Annotated in this window: 17 protein-coding genes; 13 read left to right on the plus strand and 4 right to left on the minus strand. The window is 70.2% G+C overall.

The window, feature by feature from the left end; translation table 11 throughout:
- The 9 genes from hemW to era all read left to right on the plus strand — a co-directional run bounded on the left by hemW (position 1) and on the right by era (position 8575).
- Positions 1–1218, plus strand: a complete 1218-nt coding sequence (hemW, locus tag Q9R08_RS06945; RefSeq protein WP_308867159.1) for a radical SAM family heme chaperone HemW — start codon at positions 1–3, stop codon at positions 1216–1218.
- Between the two features lie 143 nt (positions 1219–1361).
- Entirely contained in the window at positions 1362–2402 is a 1041-nt protein-coding gene (gene hrcA / locus Q9R08_RS06950) for a heat-inducible transcriptional repressor HrcA (protein WP_308867161.1), read from the plus strand.
- 51 nt (positions 2403–2453) lie between these two features.
- Positions 2454–3566, plus strand: coding sequence for a molecular chaperone DnaJ (gene dnaJ / locus Q9R08_RS06955; protein WP_308867162.1), 1113 nt, complete (start codon positions 2454–2456; stop codon positions 3564–3566).
- A 3-nt stretch (positions 3567–3569) separates the two neighbouring features.
- Positions 3570–4304: a 16S rRNA (uracil(1498)-N(3))-methyltransferase gene (locus tag Q9R08_RS06960; protein WP_308867164.1), complete on the plus strand. Its 735-nt coding sequence runs from the start codon at positions 3570–3572 to the stop codon at positions 4302–4304.
- 67 nt (positions 4305–4371) lie between these two features.
- Positions 4372–4719, plus strand: a complete 348-nt coding sequence (locus tag Q9R08_RS06965) for an HIT domain-containing protein (protein ID WP_308867166.1) — start codon at positions 4372–4374, stop codon at positions 4717–4719.
- Positions 4720–4771: 52 nt separating this feature from the next.
- Positions 4772–5803 (plus strand): PhoH family protein, encoded by a 1032-nt coding sequence (locus Q9R08_RS06970; protein WP_308867677.1) that lies wholly within the window; start codon positions 4772–4774, stop codon positions 5801–5803.
- Positions 5800–6270 carry an rRNA maturation RNase YbeY gene (gene ybeY / locus Q9R08_RS06975; RefSeq protein ID WP_308867167.1) on the plus strand — a complete coding sequence of 157 codons (471 nt, stop codon included), beginning with the start codon at positions 5800–5802 and terminating at the stop codon, positions 6268–6270. Before Q9R08_RS06970 ends, ybeY begins: the two co-directional genes overlap by 4 nt.
- Positions 6267–7616, plus strand: coding sequence for a hemolysin family protein (locus Q9R08_RS06980; RefSeq protein ID WP_308867168.1), 1350 nt, complete (start codon positions 6267–6269; stop codon positions 7614–7616). Before ybeY ends, Q9R08_RS06980 begins: the two co-directional genes overlap by 4 nt.
- Positions 7613–8575: a GTPase Era gene (era, locus tag Q9R08_RS06985; protein ID WP_308867169.1), complete on the plus strand. Its 963-nt coding sequence runs from the start codon at positions 7613–7615 to the stop codon at positions 8573–8575. The genes Q9R08_RS06980 and era overlap by 4 nt, the downstream gene beginning before the upstream one ends.
- 30 nt (positions 8576–8605) lie before the next feature.
- Here era and Q9R08_RS06990 read toward each other — a convergent pair whose 3' ends face one another.
- Positions 8606–9235, minus strand: a complete 630-nt coding sequence (locus tag Q9R08_RS06990; protein WP_308867170.1) for a hypothetical protein — start codon at positions 9233–9235, stop codon at positions 8606–8608.
- A gap of 260 nt (positions 9236–9495) precedes the next feature.
- On the opposite strand from Q9R08_RS06990, the gene leuA reads away from it, so the two are divergent.
- Positions 9496–11256 carry a 2-isopropylmalate synthase gene (gene leuA / locus Q9R08_RS06995; RefSeq protein WP_308867171.1) on the plus strand — a complete coding sequence of 587 codons (1761 nt, stop codon included), beginning with the start codon at positions 9496–9498 and terminating at the stop codon, positions 11254–11256.
- 86 nt (positions 11257–11342) lie between these two features.
- On the opposite strand, the gene Q9R08_RS07000 is transcribed toward leuA, so the two are convergent.
- The 3 genes from Q9R08_RS07000 to Q9R08_RS07010 are packed head-to-tail and all read right to left on the minus strand — an operon-like array spanning position 11343 to position 13158.
- Positions 11343–12029 carry a trimeric intracellular cation channel family protein gene (locus Q9R08_RS07000; protein WP_308867172.1) on the minus strand — a complete coding sequence of 229 codons (687 nt, stop codon included), beginning with the start codon at positions 12027–12029 and terminating at the stop codon, positions 11343–11345.
- Between the two features lie 20 nt (positions 12030–12049).
- On the minus strand, positions 12050–12694 hold the full coding sequence (locus tag Q9R08_RS07005) for a hypothetical protein (protein WP_308867173.1): 645 nt from the start codon (positions 12692–12694) through the stop codon (positions 12050–12052).
- Positions 12691–13158 carry a MarR family winged helix-turn-helix transcriptional regulator gene (locus tag Q9R08_RS07010; RefSeq protein WP_308867174.1) on the minus strand — a complete coding sequence of 156 codons (468 nt, stop codon included), beginning with the start codon at positions 13156–13158 and terminating at the stop codon, positions 12691–12693. The genes Q9R08_RS07005 and Q9R08_RS07010 overlap by 4 nt, the downstream gene beginning before the upstream one ends.
- A 97-nt stretch (positions 13159–13255) precedes the next feature.
- On the opposite strand from Q9R08_RS07010, the gene Q9R08_RS07015 reads away from it, so the two are divergent.
- From Q9R08_RS07015 to Q9R08_RS07025, 3 genes are read left to right on the plus strand one after another with little or no spacing between them, the layout of a single operon-like run.
- Positions 13256–14482, plus strand: coding sequence for an aminotransferase class I/II-fold pyridoxal phosphate-dependent enzyme (locus tag Q9R08_RS07015; protein ID WP_308867176.1), 1227 nt, complete (start codon positions 13256–13258; stop codon positions 14480–14482).
- Positions 14483–14489: 7 nt separating this feature from the next.
- Positions 14490–15230, plus strand: coding sequence for a DNA repair protein RecO (gene recO, locus Q9R08_RS07020; RefSeq protein ID WP_308867177.1), 741 nt, complete (start codon positions 14490–14492; stop codon positions 15228–15230).
- The gene (locus tag Q9R08_RS07025) at positions 15227–16039 is read left to right on the plus strand and encodes an isoprenyl transferase (protein WP_308867178.1); all 813 of its coding nucleotides are present in this window, start codon (positions 15227–15229) and stop codon (positions 16037–16039) included. Before recO ends, Q9R08_RS07025 begins: the two co-directional genes overlap by 4 nt.
- Positions 16040–16070 lie beyond the last annotated feature (31 nt).

Raw genomic sequence — 16070 nt, forward strand, 5'->3', positions numbered from 1 at the left:
ATGGGCTCCGCTCTTCCGCTCGGCGAGCCCGTTCCCGCGGACGGCTCGCTGCCGTCGGGCATCCGCATCGATCCCTCGACCGATTTCGGCGTGTACCTGCACGTGCCCTTCTGCCGTGTCCGCTGCGGCTACTGCGACTTCAACACGTACACGGCTTCCGAGCTGCGGGGCGCACGCCAGGACCAGTACGCCGACACGCTCCTGCGCGAGGTCGCCCTGGCGGCGCCGGTGCTCGAGCGCGCCGGGGGGAACCGCCCGGCCACGACGGTGTTCTTCGGCGGCGGCACGCCGACGCTCCTTCCCCCGGGGGATCTCGCCCGCATGCTCGGCGGCGTTCGCGACACGTTCGGCATCGTCGACGGCGCCGAGGTGACGGTCGAGGCCAATCCCGACACCGTCTCGCCGACAGTCGCTGCCGAGCTCGCGGCATCCGGCGTCACGCGGCTCTCGATCGGCATGCAGTCCGCTGTTCCGCACGTCCTCGCGGCGCTGGACCGCACGCACGACCCCGAGAACGTGCGCACCGCGGTGTCGGCCGCCCGAGACGCCGGTCTCGACGTCAGCGTCGACCTCATCTACGGCGCTCCGGGCGAATCGCTCGCGGACTGGCGGTCGTCGCTCGAGGCCGCGATCGCACTCGAGCCCGACCACATCTCGGCCTATGCCCTCATCATCGAGGACGGCACCAAGCTCGCGCGCCAGATCCGCCGCGGCGAGGTCGCTGCGCCCGACGACGACCTGCAGGCCGACATGTACGAGCTGGCCGACGATCTGCTCGCCGGCGCGGGATTCGACTGGTACGAGGTGTCGAACTGGGCCCGCGACGCCGCCCACCGGTCCCGGCACAACCTCGCGTACTGGGTGGGGTCGGACTGGTGGGGCTTCGGACCCGGGGCCCACAGCCACATCGGGGGAGTGCGCTTCTGGAACGTGAAGCACCCCGCGGCCTACGCACAGCGGCTCGCTGCGGGGGAGTCGCCCGCAGCCGGTCGTGAGACGCCGGATGCCGAGGCCCGGGCGCTCGAGAGCGTGCTGCTGCGCACGCGGGTCCGGGAAGGGCTTCCCGTCGGCGAGCTGCAGGGGGAGGGGCGTCACGCGGTCGCCGCGCTCATCGCGGACGGCCTCATCGAGGGTCCCACGGCGCTGCGCGGACGCGTGGTGCTCACGCGTCGCGGACGTCTGCTGGCGGACGCCGTCGTACGCGCGCTCACCGAGTGACGAGGCTCCGCCGTGCCGCCGCGGCGCGGCTCCACCCGGCGCGGCGTCGTTCGGCGATCCTGACAGGGTCATCGGATAGAATTGGCACTCCAGTCATGCGAGTGCCAGACGCCCTGGTGCCGACAGCAGCGTGAGGAGGCGGGATGGTCAGCGAGCGAGGCCTGCAGGTGCTGCGGGCGATCGTCCAGGACTACGTCGACACGCGTGAGCCGGTCGGCAGCAAGACGATCGTCGAGCGGCATGCGTTCGGCGTCTCCGCGGCGACGATCCGCAACGACATGGCTCTGCTGGAAGACGACGAGCTCATCGTCGCGCCGCACACGTCGTCCGGACGCGTGCCGACCGACAAGGGATACCGCGTCTTCGTGGACCACCTCGCCGAGATCCGTCCACTCTCGTCGGCCCAGCGCTCGGCCATCGCCTCGTTCCTGGACGGCTCCGGCGACCTCGACGACGTGCTCGTGCGCACCGTGCGCGCCCTGACGCAGCTCACCGGCCAGGTCGCGATCGTGCAGTACCCGTCGTTCGCCCGTGCCAACGTCACGCACGTGGAGCTGGTCCAGCTCGGCGGGGGACGGATGCTGGTGATCGTCGTCACCGACACCGGCCGGGTGTCGCAGCGGCTGACCTTCGTCGGAGAGGACTTCGACGACACCGATCTCGCGCACATCCGCGCCCGGCTCGGCACGCTGCTGGTGGGCCGACCCGTCCGCGAGGGTCTCCAGCGCATCGCCGAGCGGCTCGAGGTGCCGGATGCCCAGGCGCCCGCGCACGAGCGAGCGACGGACGAGATCATCCGCGCCGTCGCCGAAGAGCTGGAAGAGTTCCGCCAGGACAAGCTGGTCATGGCCGGCAGCGCGAACCTCGCGCGGAGCGAGTCCGATTTCCGCGGCAGCATCTACCCGCTCCTCGAGGCGATCGAGGAGCAGGTGACCCTGCTGCGGCTGATGGGCGAGATGGTGGCCGACGAGCAGGGCCTGGCCGCGAGCATCGGGCGTGAGAACGAGGCGTTCGGCCTGGCCGAGGCATCCGTCGTGGCCAGCGACTACGACGCGACCGGATCACTCGCCCGGGTCGGTGTGCTCGGCCCGACGCGCATGGACTATCCCACGAACCTCGCGACGGTCCGTGCCGTCGCGCGCTATCTCACGCGGATGCTCGAGCAGGACGACAACTCCCGCTGACGCGGACGCGCATCATCGATTCCGCGGCTCGACCGCGGCAGGAAGGCGAAAGTGGCTGACCACTACGAGGTCCTCGGCGTCTCACGCGACGCCACCACCGACGAGATCAAGAAGGCGTACCGCAAGCTCGCTCGGCAGCTGCACCCGGATGTGAATCCCGGCGAGGACGCTTCCGAGCGGTTCAAGCTCGTGACGCACGCGTACGACGTGCTGAGCGACCCCGACCAGCGGGCCCGGTACGACATGGGCGGGAGCGAGTCGCCGTTCGGCGGCGCCGGCGGCTTCGGCGGCTTCAACGACATCTTCGAGACCTTCTTCGGCGCGGCCGGCGGCTCGCGCGGCGGGCGCCCGCGGTCGCGGCGCGAACGCGGCCAGGACGCCCTCGTGCGTGTGACGCTCGAGCTCGGCGACGTCGTGTTCGGCACTCACCGCGACATCGACGTGGACACCGCGGTGCTCTGCGAGACGTGCCAGGGCTCGTGCTGCCAGCCGGGGACGAGCCCGGTCACCTGCGACATCTGCCACGGCACCGGAAACGTGCAGCGGCAGGTGCGGAGCCTCCTCGGCAACGTGGTCACGACGCAGCCCTGCAACGTGTGCCAGGGCTACGGCACGACGATTCCCTACCCCTGCGCGACGTGCCAGGGTCAGGGCCGCGTGCGCGCGCGCCGTACGGTCTCGCTCGACATCCCCGCCGGCGTCGAGACCGGCCTGCGGCTGCAGCTGCCCGGCTCGGGCGAGGTCGGCCCCGCCGGCGGCCCGAACGGCGACCTGTACATCGAGGTCACCGTCTCGCCCCACGAGGTGTTCAGCCGCGACGGCGACGATCTGCTCGCCACCCTGGAGGTGTCGATGCCCGACGCGATCCTCGGCACCACGACGACGATCGAGTCGCTCGACGGCCCTGTGGACCTGGAGGTGCGCCCGGGCGTGCAGGCCGGCGACATCCTGACGATCAAGGGCCGCGGCATCACCCCGCTGCGCGGCTCGCAGCGCGGCGATCTGAGGGTCGGAGTGCACGTCGTGACGCCCACGCGCCTGGACCACAAGGAGCGGGCCCTCATCGAGGAGTTCGCCAAGCGCACCAAGGCGCCCGCCCCGCGGCTGTCGGAGTTCCACCAGGGCCTGTTCGCCAAGCTGCGCGACCGCTTCCGGAACGCCTGACCGGTGGCCCTCCACTTCCTCCTCGACGGGCCGGCGGCTGCGCCGGGCGATGCAGTCGCCCTCACCGGCGCCGAGGCGCACCACGCCTCCAGCGTGCGGCGGGTGCGCGTCGGCGAGGAGGTGACGGTCGGCGACGGCCACGGCGCGTGGCTCACGGGCGTCGTCGAGTCGGTGGCACCACGCGAGGTCGTGGTGCGCATCCGCGAGCGGGCGGACGTCGCCCAGGCGAGTCCGCGCGTGGTGCTCGTGCAGGCGCTCGCCAAGGGCGACCGCGACGAACTGGCGGTCCAGGCGGCGACGGAACTCGGAGTCGACGAGATCGTCCCGTGGCAGGCCGCACGAAGCGTCTCGCGATGGGACGCGGCGAAGGCTGTGAAGGGCCGTGCGCGCTGGACGACCATCGTGCGCGAGGCGGCGAAGCAGGCCCACCGCTCCTGGGTGCCCGAAGTGACGGAGCTCACCTCGACGGCCGGGCTCGTGCGCCGGGCCGCGGCATCCCGCATCCTCGTCCTCGAGCCGACCGCGGCCGAGCCGCTCAGCGCCCTCGCGGTGGAGCCCGGCGACGCCCGCGACGTCGTGCTGGTGGTCGGTCCGGAGGGCGGCATCGCACCCGACGAGCTCGAGGCCCTCGCCGCCGCCGGAGCGCGACTGGTGCGCCTCGGCGACACCGTGCTGCGCACGTCGACGGCCGGTCCGGCGGCCCTCGCGGTCGTGAGCACCGCACTCGGGCGCTGGTGAGCCGTCCGACAGGCTCACCGACCGGTCTCCGAGCCCGTCCGACGCCCCCGTCGCTAGACTGGCGACCATGAGCGAGCCGTCGATCTTCACGCGCATCCGCAACGGAGAGATCCCGTCCGAGATCATCGCGGAGACCGAGAATGCGTTCGCGATCCGCGACATCTCGCCGCAGGCGCCCCTGCACCTGCTGGTGATCCCGAAGACCGAGGAGTACCGGAACGTCGTCGAACTCGCCGCCGGCGATCCCGAGCTGATGGCCGAGCTCGTCGGGCTGGCGAACACGCTCGCCGCGGAGCATTCGGACGGGGACTTCCGCCTCGTGTTCAACACCGGCCCGAACGCGGGCCAGACCGTCTTCCACGTGCACGCCCATGTGCTCGCGGGAGGCCTGGAAGAGAAGAGTGTCGGTGCCTGATCAAGACGGTCATGAAACCGTGAGCGACCGCGTCTACGCGGACGGGGTCGCGATGGTGCAGCTGCTGGGTCCCCAGGATCGCCTGCTGCGGGTCGTCGAACGTGAGCACCCCGGTGTCGACGTGCACGTGCGCGGCAACGAGATCACCCTCACGGGCGAGGCCGACGCCGTCGCCGCGGCGCGGTCGCTGGTGGACGAGCTGCTCGCGATGACGAAGGCGGGGCACTCGCTCGGCGAGGAGGACGTCACCTCGTCGAACCGCATCCTGCGCACGGAGGGCGGTCCACGGCCATCCGAGGTGCTCGGCGAGGCGATCCTGTCGTCCCGCGGCCGGGTCATCCGCCCGAAGACGCTGGGCCAGAAGGCGTACGTCGACGCGATCGAAGAGAACACGATCGTGTTCGGCATCGGTCCGGCGGGAACCGGCAAGACCTACCTGGCGATGGCCAAGGCCGTTCAGGCGCTCCAGCGCAAGGAGGTCAGCCGCATCATCCTCACCCGTCCTGCAGTGGAGGCGGGGGAGCGGCTGGGGTTCCTGCCCGGTACGCTCACCGACAAGATCGACCCGTACCTGCGGCCGCTGTACGACGCCCTGAACGAGATGATGGACCCCGAGCTGGTACCCAAGCTGATGGCGACGGGCACCATCGAGGTGGCGCCGCTGGCATACATGCGCGGACGCACCCTGAACGACTCGTTCGTCGTGCTCGACGAGGCGCAGAACACCACGCCCGAGCAGATGAAGATGTTCCTCACCCGGCTCGGCTTCGGCACGCGCATGGTCGTCACGGGTGACATCACGCAGATCGACCTGCCGCAGGGCGCGTCGGGACTCCGCCTCGTGACCCGCGTGCTGGGCGACATCGACGACATCCACTTCGCGTACCTCACGAGCGACGACGTGGTGCGGCACACGCTCGTGGGACGGATCGTCGATGCCTACAGCGTGTACGACGAGCGTCGCATGGCCGCACGACGGGAGCGCGACGAAGCCTCGGAGTTCGCCAACCGAGCGGATCGCCGCGCCGCCATCCCGCGCACCGGCGGACCCCGTGACCACCTTCCGAAGCGAGGACGCTCATGACCATCGAGATCGGCAACGAATCCGGGATCGCCGTCGACGAGACGGTGCTGCTGCGGCTCATGGAGCACAACTTCGCCGAGCTGCACGTCAGCCCCGACGCCGACGTCGCCATCCTCCTCGTCGACGAGGGCGCGATGGAAGCGCTGCACGTGCAGTGGATGGACGAGCCGGGTCCGACCGACGTCCTCAGCTTCCCCATGGACGAGCTCCGCCCGGGCACCGAAGACGCCCCGACGCCCCCCGGACTCCTCGGCGACATCGTGCTGTGCCCGCAGGTCGCCGAGACGCAGGCGGTGGCCGCCAAGCACTCGACGCTCGACGAGCTGATCCTCCTCACCACGCACGGCCTGCTCCACCTCCTCGGCTTCGACCACGCCGAGCCTGAGGAGGAGCGGGAGATGTTCGGACTGCAGCGGGAGCTCATCACCTCGTTCCAGGCGTCCGAGCGTCGACGACCGCGCGCATGACCGCTGCCCTCCTCCTCGTCGCGGCGGCGCTGCTGCTCGCGTTCGGCGCCCTGATGGTCGCCATCGACGCGGCGCTCAGCGTCACCTCGCGCGCCGATCTCGCCGAACTGGCGGCGGGGGACCGCAATCCGGAGCCGTTGCGCAAGATCGCGGCCGACCCCGACGCCCACGCCAATGCGGTGATCTTCATCCGCGTCCTCGCCGAGACGACCGCGGCGGTGCTGGTGACGGTCGCGTTCACCGACCTGTTCAACAACATCTGGTGGGCCATGCTCGCCGCGGCGATCCTGATGACGGGCGTGTCGTACGTCATCGTGGGGGCGAGCCCGCGCACCGTCGGCAGGCTCCACGCCAAGGCGCTGCTGCGCGGCGCCGCGCCGGTCATCCGCGGTGTGCGCATCATCCTGGGCCCCCTCGCCCACGGGCTGGTCGCGCTCGGCACCCGCATCACCCCCGGCGCCTCTCGCGGCTCGTCGTTCGCATCCGAGGAGCAGCTGCTCAGCATCATCGACGAGGCCGCCGAGAACGAGCTCATCGAACAGGATGACCGCGAGCTCATCCATTCGGTGTTCGACTTCACCGACACCTTCGTGCGGGCTGTCATGGTGCCGCGCACAGACATGGTGACCGTGGATGCCTCTGCCTCCACGCGCGAGGCGATGTCGATCTTCCTCGAGAAGGGCGTGTCGCGCGTGCCCATCGTCGACGACGACGCCGACGACGTCGTGGGGGTGCTCTACCTGAAGGACCTCGTGCAGTTCGGCTTCCGCGACGAGTCGGGGTGGCGCGATGCCCCGATCAGCCGCATCGCGCGGCCCGCGGTCTTCGTGCCCGAGTCGATGAAGGCCGAGACACTGCTGCAGCAGATGAAGCGGGACGCGGTGCACGTCTGCCTCGTCGTCGACGAGTACGGCGGCGTGTCGGGGCTCGTGACCCTGGAGGACCTCATCGAGGAGCTCGTCGGTGAGATCTCCGACGAGTACGACCCCCGGGCCGAGGAGGTCACCGAGCTCGAGCCCGGTCACTACCGGGTGAGTGCCCGCCTCGGACTCGACGAGGTCGGCGATCTCTTCGGCCTCGAGCTGGAGGACGAGGACGTCGACTCGATCGGAGGACTCCTCGGCAAGGCGCTGGGCCGTGTGCCGCAGCCCGGTGCGACCGCCGAGTACGCCGGACTCGTGCTGACCGGCGGCGCGTCGCGCGGCCGCGGACGCGGCATCTCCACGGTGTTCGTCGAACGCGGCGCGCCCACGCTCGACATGGGCCGGCCGCGCACCGGCGAGATCCGCATTCCGAGCCCTCGCACCGGCGAGATCCGGCTGCCCAAGAAGGAAGACACCCCATGACCGAGAACGACGCCACGCCGGCTTCTGGGCCCGCTGCGGTCCCCGCCTCCGCTCAGGCCCCCGAGCCTGCCGACGGGCGCTCCGGCTTCGTCACCTTCGTCGGCCGCCCGAACGTCGGCAAGTCCACCCTGACGAACGCCCTCGTCGGCGAGAAGGTCGCCATCACCAGCGACAAGCCCCAGACCACGCGGCGCGCCATTCGCGGCATCCTGAACCGCCCCGCCGGCCAGCTGGTCATCGTCGACACGCCAGGCCTCCACAAGCCCCGCACCCTGCTGGGTCAGCGGCTCAACGACCTCGTCGAGCAGGTGCTGGGCGATGTCGACGTCATCGGCTTCTGCGTTCCCGCGACAGAGAAGGTCGGCCCCGGCGACCGTCGCATCGCCGAGTCGCTGGGCGGCTACGGCCGGGCGAAGAAGGTCGCGATCGTCACCAAGACGGATGCCGCGTCCCGCGACCAGATCACCGAGAGGCTGATCGAGGTCGACCAGCTGCGCGAGGACTGGGCCGCCGTCATCCCGCTCTCCGCACTCACCCGCGATCAGCTCGACGTGCTGACCGACGAGCTGCTCGCACTCATGCCGAAGGGTCCCGCGCTCTACCCCGATGGGGTCGTCACCGACGAGTCGATCGAGGACCGCATCGCCGAGATCATCCGCGAGGCGGCGCTCGAGGGTGTGCGCGATGAGCTGCCGCACTCCATCGCGGTCACGATCGAGGACATCTCCGAGCGCGACACCGGGTCGATGACCGACATCCATGCGAACCTCATCGTCGAGCGCGACAGCCAGAAGGCGATCATCATCGGCCACAAGGGCTCGCGCCTGCGCGACGTCGGCGCGCGGGCCCGCGCGCAGATCGAGCCGCTGGTGGGCACCAACGTGTTCCTCAAGCTGCACGTCCGCGTCGCCAAGGAGTGGCAGCGCGATCCGAAGCAGCTCGGGCGCCTCGGCTTCTGACACGGCGCGGCGCCCCCTGTCGCGCGTCGATCAGCCGCCGGTGGGCGTCATCGCCGACCTGATGATCACGGTGTCGTCGCCGTACTCCGCGTTCGCGGCGTCCTGCCAGCTGCCGTCGTCCCAGACGACATCGACCCACAGCCACCCGTCCTGCGGAGAGGAGCTCAGGTACGCATCGCCGAGGCGCTCGGGCAGCTCGTCCTGGATGGCGGCGAGCGTCGCCTCGTCGCCCGCGCCGGGCCTGCCGCCGGTCGGGTCCTCAGGACGGATCGGGTCGTACAGGGCCAGCAGGATGGGCGGCTGCGTCACGGTGAACGACGTGCCGTCGTATGTGCCGCGTACCGCATAGGCGCCCCAGGTCACGTCGCCCGACGAGTCGGCACCCTCGACGCCGTCCCAGCTCCAGCCCTCGAGCGGGATCCCCGTGCACTGCGGCGGGTACGACTCCGCCACCGGACCCAGGCAGAGCTCAACGTCGCCCGCGGCATCCAGCACCGTGCCTGTCGCGGCGACCTCACCCTCGGGCGGAACCGGCGTGATCGACCCGAGTGCGGCCGGCGGGGGCGTGCTCGCCGGATCGGCGCTCGCGCATGCGACGGCGACGAGCCCGACGAAGAGGGTGGTGGCGGCGATGCCGAGCGGGCGGCGAAGACCTCTCATACCTCGATGGTGTCGCACGTCCCCCGATCGTCTCAGCAGCGGATGTTGCGGCATCCGAGTCCGAGCTGTTCGCGTTGCGCGCAGAACCGGGTGTAGCCTGGTCTCATGCGCTTCGGCCGGCTTCTCCTTCTTAGCCGCCGCGACGAGACCTCGTTCTAGGGCCTTCCTCGTCGCGGAGCTTTCGCCTGGCCCGCATCATCAGGCTTCGAGCCACCCCGATCGGGTTGACGGCTCGAGACAGACGAGAGAAGCGATCGAACATGAAGAACAATCAGAAGCCTTCGGGCATGCCGGTTCAGAAGTATCTGCCGTTCCACGAGCAGATCACCGTCGAACTGCCCGACCGCACGTGGCCGGACCGGCGCATCACGAGCGCACCCCGCTGGTGCGCGGTCGATCTGCGCGACGGCAACCAGGCGCTCATCGACCCCATGAGCCCTGAGCGCAAGCGGGTGATGTTCGACCTCCTGGTGCGCATGGGCTACAAGGAGATCGAGGTCGGCTTCCCCTCGGCGAGCCAGACCGACTTCGATTTCGTGCGTCAGCTCATCGAAGAGAACCTGATCCCGGACGACGTCACGATCCAGGTGCTCACGCAGGCGCGTGCGCACCTGATCGAGCGCACCTACGAGTCGATCGCCGGTGCGAAGCAGGCGATCGTGCACCTGTACAACTCGACCAGCGTGCTGCAGCGCGAGGTCGTGTTCCGCACCGACGAGCAGGGCATCATCGACATCGCGCTGGAGGGCGCGCGGCTGTGCCGCGAGTTCGAGAAGCGCATCCCCGAGACGCAGGTCTTCTACGAGTACTCGCCCGAGAGCTACACCGGCACCGAGCTCGAGTTCGCCGTGGACGTGTGCAACCAGGTGATCGAGATCTTCGAGCCCACACCGGAGCGCAAGGTCATCATCAACCTGCCCGCGACCGTCGAGATGGCGACCCCCAACGTCTACGCCGACTCGATCGAGTGGATGAGCCGTCGCCTCGCGCACCGCGAGAACGTCATCCTGTCGCTGCACCCCCACAACGACCGCGGCACCGCGATCGCCGCGGCGGAGCTCGGGTACATGGCCGGCGCCGATCGCATCGAGGGCTGCCTGTTCGGCAACGGTGAGCGCACGGGAAACGTCGACCTGGTCGCGCTGGGCATCAACCTGCTGACGCAGGGCATCGATCCGCAGATCGACTTCAGCGACATCGATCAGGTCAAGCGGACCGTCGAGTACTGCAACCAGCTGCCGGTGCACGAGCGCAGCCCGTGGGCGGGCGACCTGGTCTTCACCGCCTTCAGCGGGTCGCACCAGGACGCCATCAAGAAAGGCTTCGAGGCGATGGAGGCCCGCGCCGCCGCGGCCGGCGTCACGGTCGACGAGATCGACTGGGCCGTGCCGTACCTGCCCATCGACCCCAAGGATCTGGGCCGCTCCTACGAGGCCGTCATCCGCGTCAATTCGCAGTCGGGCAAGGGCGGCGTCGCCTACCTGCTCAAGACCGACCACTCGCTCGACCTGCCCCGCAAGCTGCAGATCGACTTCTCCGGCGTCGTGCAGGCCAAGACCGACGCCGAGGGCGGCGAGGTCACGAGCGACCAGATCTGGAAGATCTTCACCGACGAGTACCTGCCGTCGGAGGTCGCCGACGAGCGCTGGGGCCGCTTCGAGCTGCTGGCGACGAGCACCCGCAGCGATCTGTCGGGTGATGTCGCGCTCGACATCACGCTGCGCGACGGCGATCAGCGCTTCGAGGCCTCGGGCCGCGGCAACGGCCCCGTGGCGGCGTTCCTCGAGATCGTCCGCGCGCAGGGGTTCGACGTCACGCTGTACGACTACGTCGAGCACGCTCTCAGTGCCGGTGGCGACGCCCAGGCCGCCGCGTACATCGAACTTCAGGTCGACGGCGAGCGCCTGTGGGGCGTCGGCATCGACTCTGACATCTCGACCGCATCGCTCAAAGCGATCGTGTCGGGAGTGAACCGCGCCATCCGCACGCGGCAGCGCTCAGGGGCCCTCGCGGCCGTCTGAGCGCGAACCGTCGACGGGTGTGCGCGGGTGATCCCCGTGCGCGCCCGTCGGTGTGCGTCCGTGCCGGCGGGGGGGCAGCAGGTCGATCAGGGCTTGACGATCGGGATGGTCGAGGTCTCGACGGCGACCTTGCGGCGATACAGGGCGCGCTGCTCCGGCAGCGAGATGTCGAACATCACCGCGAGCAGCCGGATCACCGTGGTGACCACGATGCCGACGATCGCCGCGATCACCAGATCGAGCCCGAGCGCGTTCGCGACGGCGAGGACGAGGCACCCGGCTCCGGCGGCGACCGCATAGAGCGAGCCGACGTGCATGATCGCCACCGGGAGGCCCATGATCATGTCGCGGAGGATGCCGCCGCCGACTGCCGCGCACACGCCGACGAAGACAGCCGGCACGAGGGGGAGACCGAGCGCGAGCGCCTTGCTGGTGCCGAAGGCGCCGAACAGGCCGATGACCAGGGCGTCGAGGCCGACGATGACGCCGTTGAGCCTCTGAAAGAGGCCGGCGAGCAGCATCCCGAGCAGTGCCGCGCCGGTGGCCGTCAGCAGGTACCAGTTGCTCTGCAGCGTGGTGGGCGTGACGTTCAGGAGCAGGTCGCGGATGAGACCGCCGCCCATCCCGACGACGATGCCGATGATGGCCACCCCGAGGAGGTCGAGCCGCCGCTGGCCACGGAATCCCGAGGCGAAGAGGGCGCCCTGGATCCCGCCGAGTCCGACGGCGGTGAGGTCCGCCCATAGCGGGATCACGAAGATCGGCTCGTCCACCCCTCCATTGTCGGGGCGCGTCAGGGGATGTGCGTGCGCACCGCCGTCATGAACCCGTCCAGGTCGTCGACCCAGAGCCGCACGGCGTCGACCTCGGCGGCGGTGTCGCCGAGCCGCACGGCCACCGGACGCTCGAGGATGACGAGGACGTTGGTCTCGTCCTGCATGCGCAGTGCGAGAGTGCGTCCATGCGGCTCGTCGCGGATCTTCGGCGCCTTCTCGAGCACATCCCGGGACTTCTCGACGCTCGCCACGGTCTCCCACGGCAGGTCGATGTCGACCTCGGCGCCTGAGCGAGCGTGGATGCCGTCCGGACCGACGGCGTGGGGACGGGTGAGGAAGCCCAGTAGGAGGCCGATCATCCACGTCACGCCCCAGATCCCTGCGGCGAGGAGGGGGATGCGCAGCCACGGCCAGTCGTGGACGATCAGGTCGACGATCGGGATCTCGATCGCCGAGAGGACGATGAAGATCACCAGGATCGTCAGCACAGGGGAGTGGTAGGAGAAGCCGGATGCCCCGCGCGGCACCCGCGGCCGGCGGAACAGCCAGCGGTAGAGGCTCTTCCACACCCCGATCTCGGCGCGCCAGGCGGCGCGGGCCAGCTTGGCGATCCGCGCGGCGAGCGGAGTGCGCGGAACGGCGGCGGATGTGACGTCGGTCATGCGTAGTCCTCCCTCTCGCGCTGCGCGCGCTCGTGCTCGGCGATCAGGTGCTCGAGCCTGCCGCGCACGTGGTCGATGCCGCGGACCATCGCGTCGACGGTCTGCGCGTCGAGGCCGTCGACGAGGGCGGCGCCGAGTTCGGCGAGTTCGATGTCCATGGCCTGCATGAGCGTGCGCCCTCGATCGGTGAGGTGGACGAGCACGGCACGCCGGTCGGTGGGATGAGGCTCGCGGCGTGCCAGGCCCGTCGCGTCGAGGGCATCCACCAGCGTCGTGATATGGCGTGGAGTCACGTCGAGGGCCTCGGCCAGCTGAACCTGCGTGGCCGGTCCGCCGTGGTGGAGCACCCAGAGCAGATGCGTGCGGGGAGCGGTCAGCCCCCGACGGTCGAGCTCGCGCTCCTGATCGGCCTGGAGGACCTGGGTCAGCGCGAGCAGCGAATCGAGCACCTGCGTTCCGGACATAGTGAACAGAATACATTATGTTGCTGAGGGTTGACCTGCGCCGAGTCCGCTGGGATCCTTGCGATGGTTCACGCGGTACTGGGGAAAGGTGATCGCGATGGCGGCGATGTCCGATCGCGCGACACGGGCGAAAGCGGCGGTCGACGTCGTGACGGCGTTCTTCGCACGCATCCAGGCGACGGCGGACGACCCCGACGCTCTCGATTTCACGTTCGGCAACCCGCACGAGCTGGCTCTTCCGGGGCTAACGGCGGCCATGCAGGCCCAGGTCGAGCCGCGGTCGGTGGACTGGTTCGCCTACAAGACGAGCGAGCGGCTTGCGCAGGAGACGGTCGCGGCAGGCTTGCGCACCGAGCTCGCCCTCGACTTCGAGCCCGACGACATCGCGATGACCCAGGGCGCCTTCGGCGCGCTCTCGCTGGCGTTCGCGCTGCTGGCGGACGCGGGCGACGAGGTCATCATCCCCGTGCCCGGATGGTTCTGCTACGAGCCGATGCTCCATGCCGCGAACCTCCTTCCCGTGCGCGCCGCGCTCGATCCCGAGACGTTCGATCTCGACGTCGGCGCGATCTCCCGCGCGATCGGACCGCGCACACGGCTCGTCGTCGCGAACTCTCCGGCCAACCCGACCGGACGCGTCTATTCGCAGGACACGTGGCAGGCGCTCGCGGACGTGCTCGAGCAGGCCTCGCGCACGCACGGTCGCCGCATCTGGCTCGTATCGGACGAACCGTATCGGCGCATCCGCTTCGACGGCATCGACTTCGCGAGCCCCGCCGCCTCGTATCCGTGGACGGTGATCGACTACAGCTACGGCAAGGTGCTGCTCGCACCGGGCCAGCGCCTCGGGTACCTCGCCCTGTCCCCGCTCATCCCGCCTGCCGAACGGGACGAACTGCGCACCGCGCTCATGCCCCTGGGTCTCGCGATCGGATGGGGATTCCCCGACGCCGTGATGCAGTACTCCGTGCCCGCGCTCGAGTCGGTGTCCCTCGACATGGCCGAACTCGCCCGGAAGCGCGATCGGCTTTTCGGCGCGCTCGTCGACGCGGGTGTGCGTGTCACCCGCCCCGAGGGCACCTTCTACCTGTGGGGCGAGGCCCCGGGCGGCGATGCGGCCGGCTTCTGCGACGCCCTCGCCGCGCGCGGCGTCCATGTGATGCCCGGCACGCTCTTCGACCAGCCGCGCCACTTCCGGATGTCGCTCACAGCCACGATGGAGACCATCGACCGGGCGTTGCCCGATCTCGCGGAGGTCGCCGCGGCGCTCAGCGCGACGGCGTCCGGGGCGTCAGGGCCCGAGCCGGGGAGACGGCATCCATAATTGACGGGTGCCCACCTACCGCGATGAAGTCGTGGTCCTGCGCACCCACAAGCTGGGGGAAGCCGACAGGATCGTGACGATGCTCAGCCGTCGCCACGGCAAGCTGCGCGCGGTCGCGAAGGGGGTGCGTCGTACGTCGTCGCGGTTCGGCGCGCGGCTCGAGCCGTTCATGGTCGCCGATGTGCAGCTCTACCAGGGGCGCTCGCTCGACATCGTGCAGCAGGCCGAGTCGCTGGGCTCTTACGGCGCCGAGATCGTCGCGCACTACGACCGCTACACGTCCGCCCACGCGATGGTGGAGGCCGCTGATCGGCTGAACGAGGCCGAGGCGACGCCGCAGCAGTACCTGCTGCTCGTGGGCGGGCTTCGCGCCCTGTCGCGCGGCGAGCACGCCTCGCGCAGCGTGCTGGACTCCTACCTGCTGCGCGCGATGGCGCTCTCGGGGTGGGCTCCCGGGCTCGGCGAGTGCGCCCGCTGCGGGCGCAGCGGCCCGCACGACACGTTCGTCGCACAGCAGGGCGGCATCATCTGCCGCGACTGTGCGCCGACGGGCGCCGCCCGCGTTGACGCCGCCACCGTGTCGCTTCTCCAGTCGCTCATGGCGGGGGAGTGGGACCTGGTGGATGCCGCATCCGCCGGCTCGACGGCCGCCGCGTCGGGGCTCATCGCCGCCTACGCACAGTGGCACCTGGAGCGCGGCATCCGTTCGCTCTCGCACGTCTCAGCCCCGCAGGAAGGCAGCCGGTGACCCCGAAGCCCTACACGCATCGCGACGCGGTGCCGTATCGCCCCCTGGACTGGACCGGTGTCTACCCTCCCGCCTATCCGCGCGGGGCGGTGCCGAACCACGTGGCCATCGTGATGGACGGCAACGGCCGGTGGGCCAACCGCCGGGGTCTCACGCGCATCGAGGGTCACAAGGCCGGCGAGGCCGCGCTCCTCGATGTCGTCGCCGGCGCCATCCAGGCCGGCGTCAAGCACCTGTCGGTGTACGCGTTCTCCACCGAGAACTGGTCGCGCTCGCCCGAAGAGGTCCGCTTCCTGATGGGGTACAACCGCGACGTCCTGCACCGTCGCCGCGACCAGCTCAACGAATGGGGCGTGCGGATCCAGTGGGCCGGACGCAAGCCGCGGCTGTGGTCGAGCGTCATCAAGGAGCTGCAGTTCGCGGAGCGGCTCACGGCGGGCAACGACGTCCTCACCCTCACGATGTGCGTCAACTACGGAGGAAGGATCGAGCTCGTCGACGCGATGCGCTCCATCGCCGACGACGTCGCGGCCGGCAGGCTCAAGCCATCAGCCGTGTCGGAGAAGCTCATCCAGCGGCGGCTGTACCGTCCCGACATGCCGGACGTCGACCTCTTCCTGCGTTCCAGCGGTGAGCAGCGCACCTCGAACTTCCTGCTGTGGGAGTCGGCCTACGCCGAGTTCGTCTTCCTCGACACGCTGTGGCCTGACTTCTCGCGGCAGGACCTGTGGCACGGCATCGACACGTACCTCGGTCGCAACCGCCGATTCGGCGGCGCCGTCGACGCGCCCGACGCGTCGGCATCCTGATTCGGGGCCGGCACACCGCCGGGGTATCCAG

Source organism: Microbacterium psychrotolerans, from assembly GCF_031085295.1.
GTDB classification, from domain to species: Bacteria; Actinomycetota; Actinomycetes; order Actinomycetales; family Microbacteriaceae; genus Microbacterium; species Microbacterium psychrotolerans.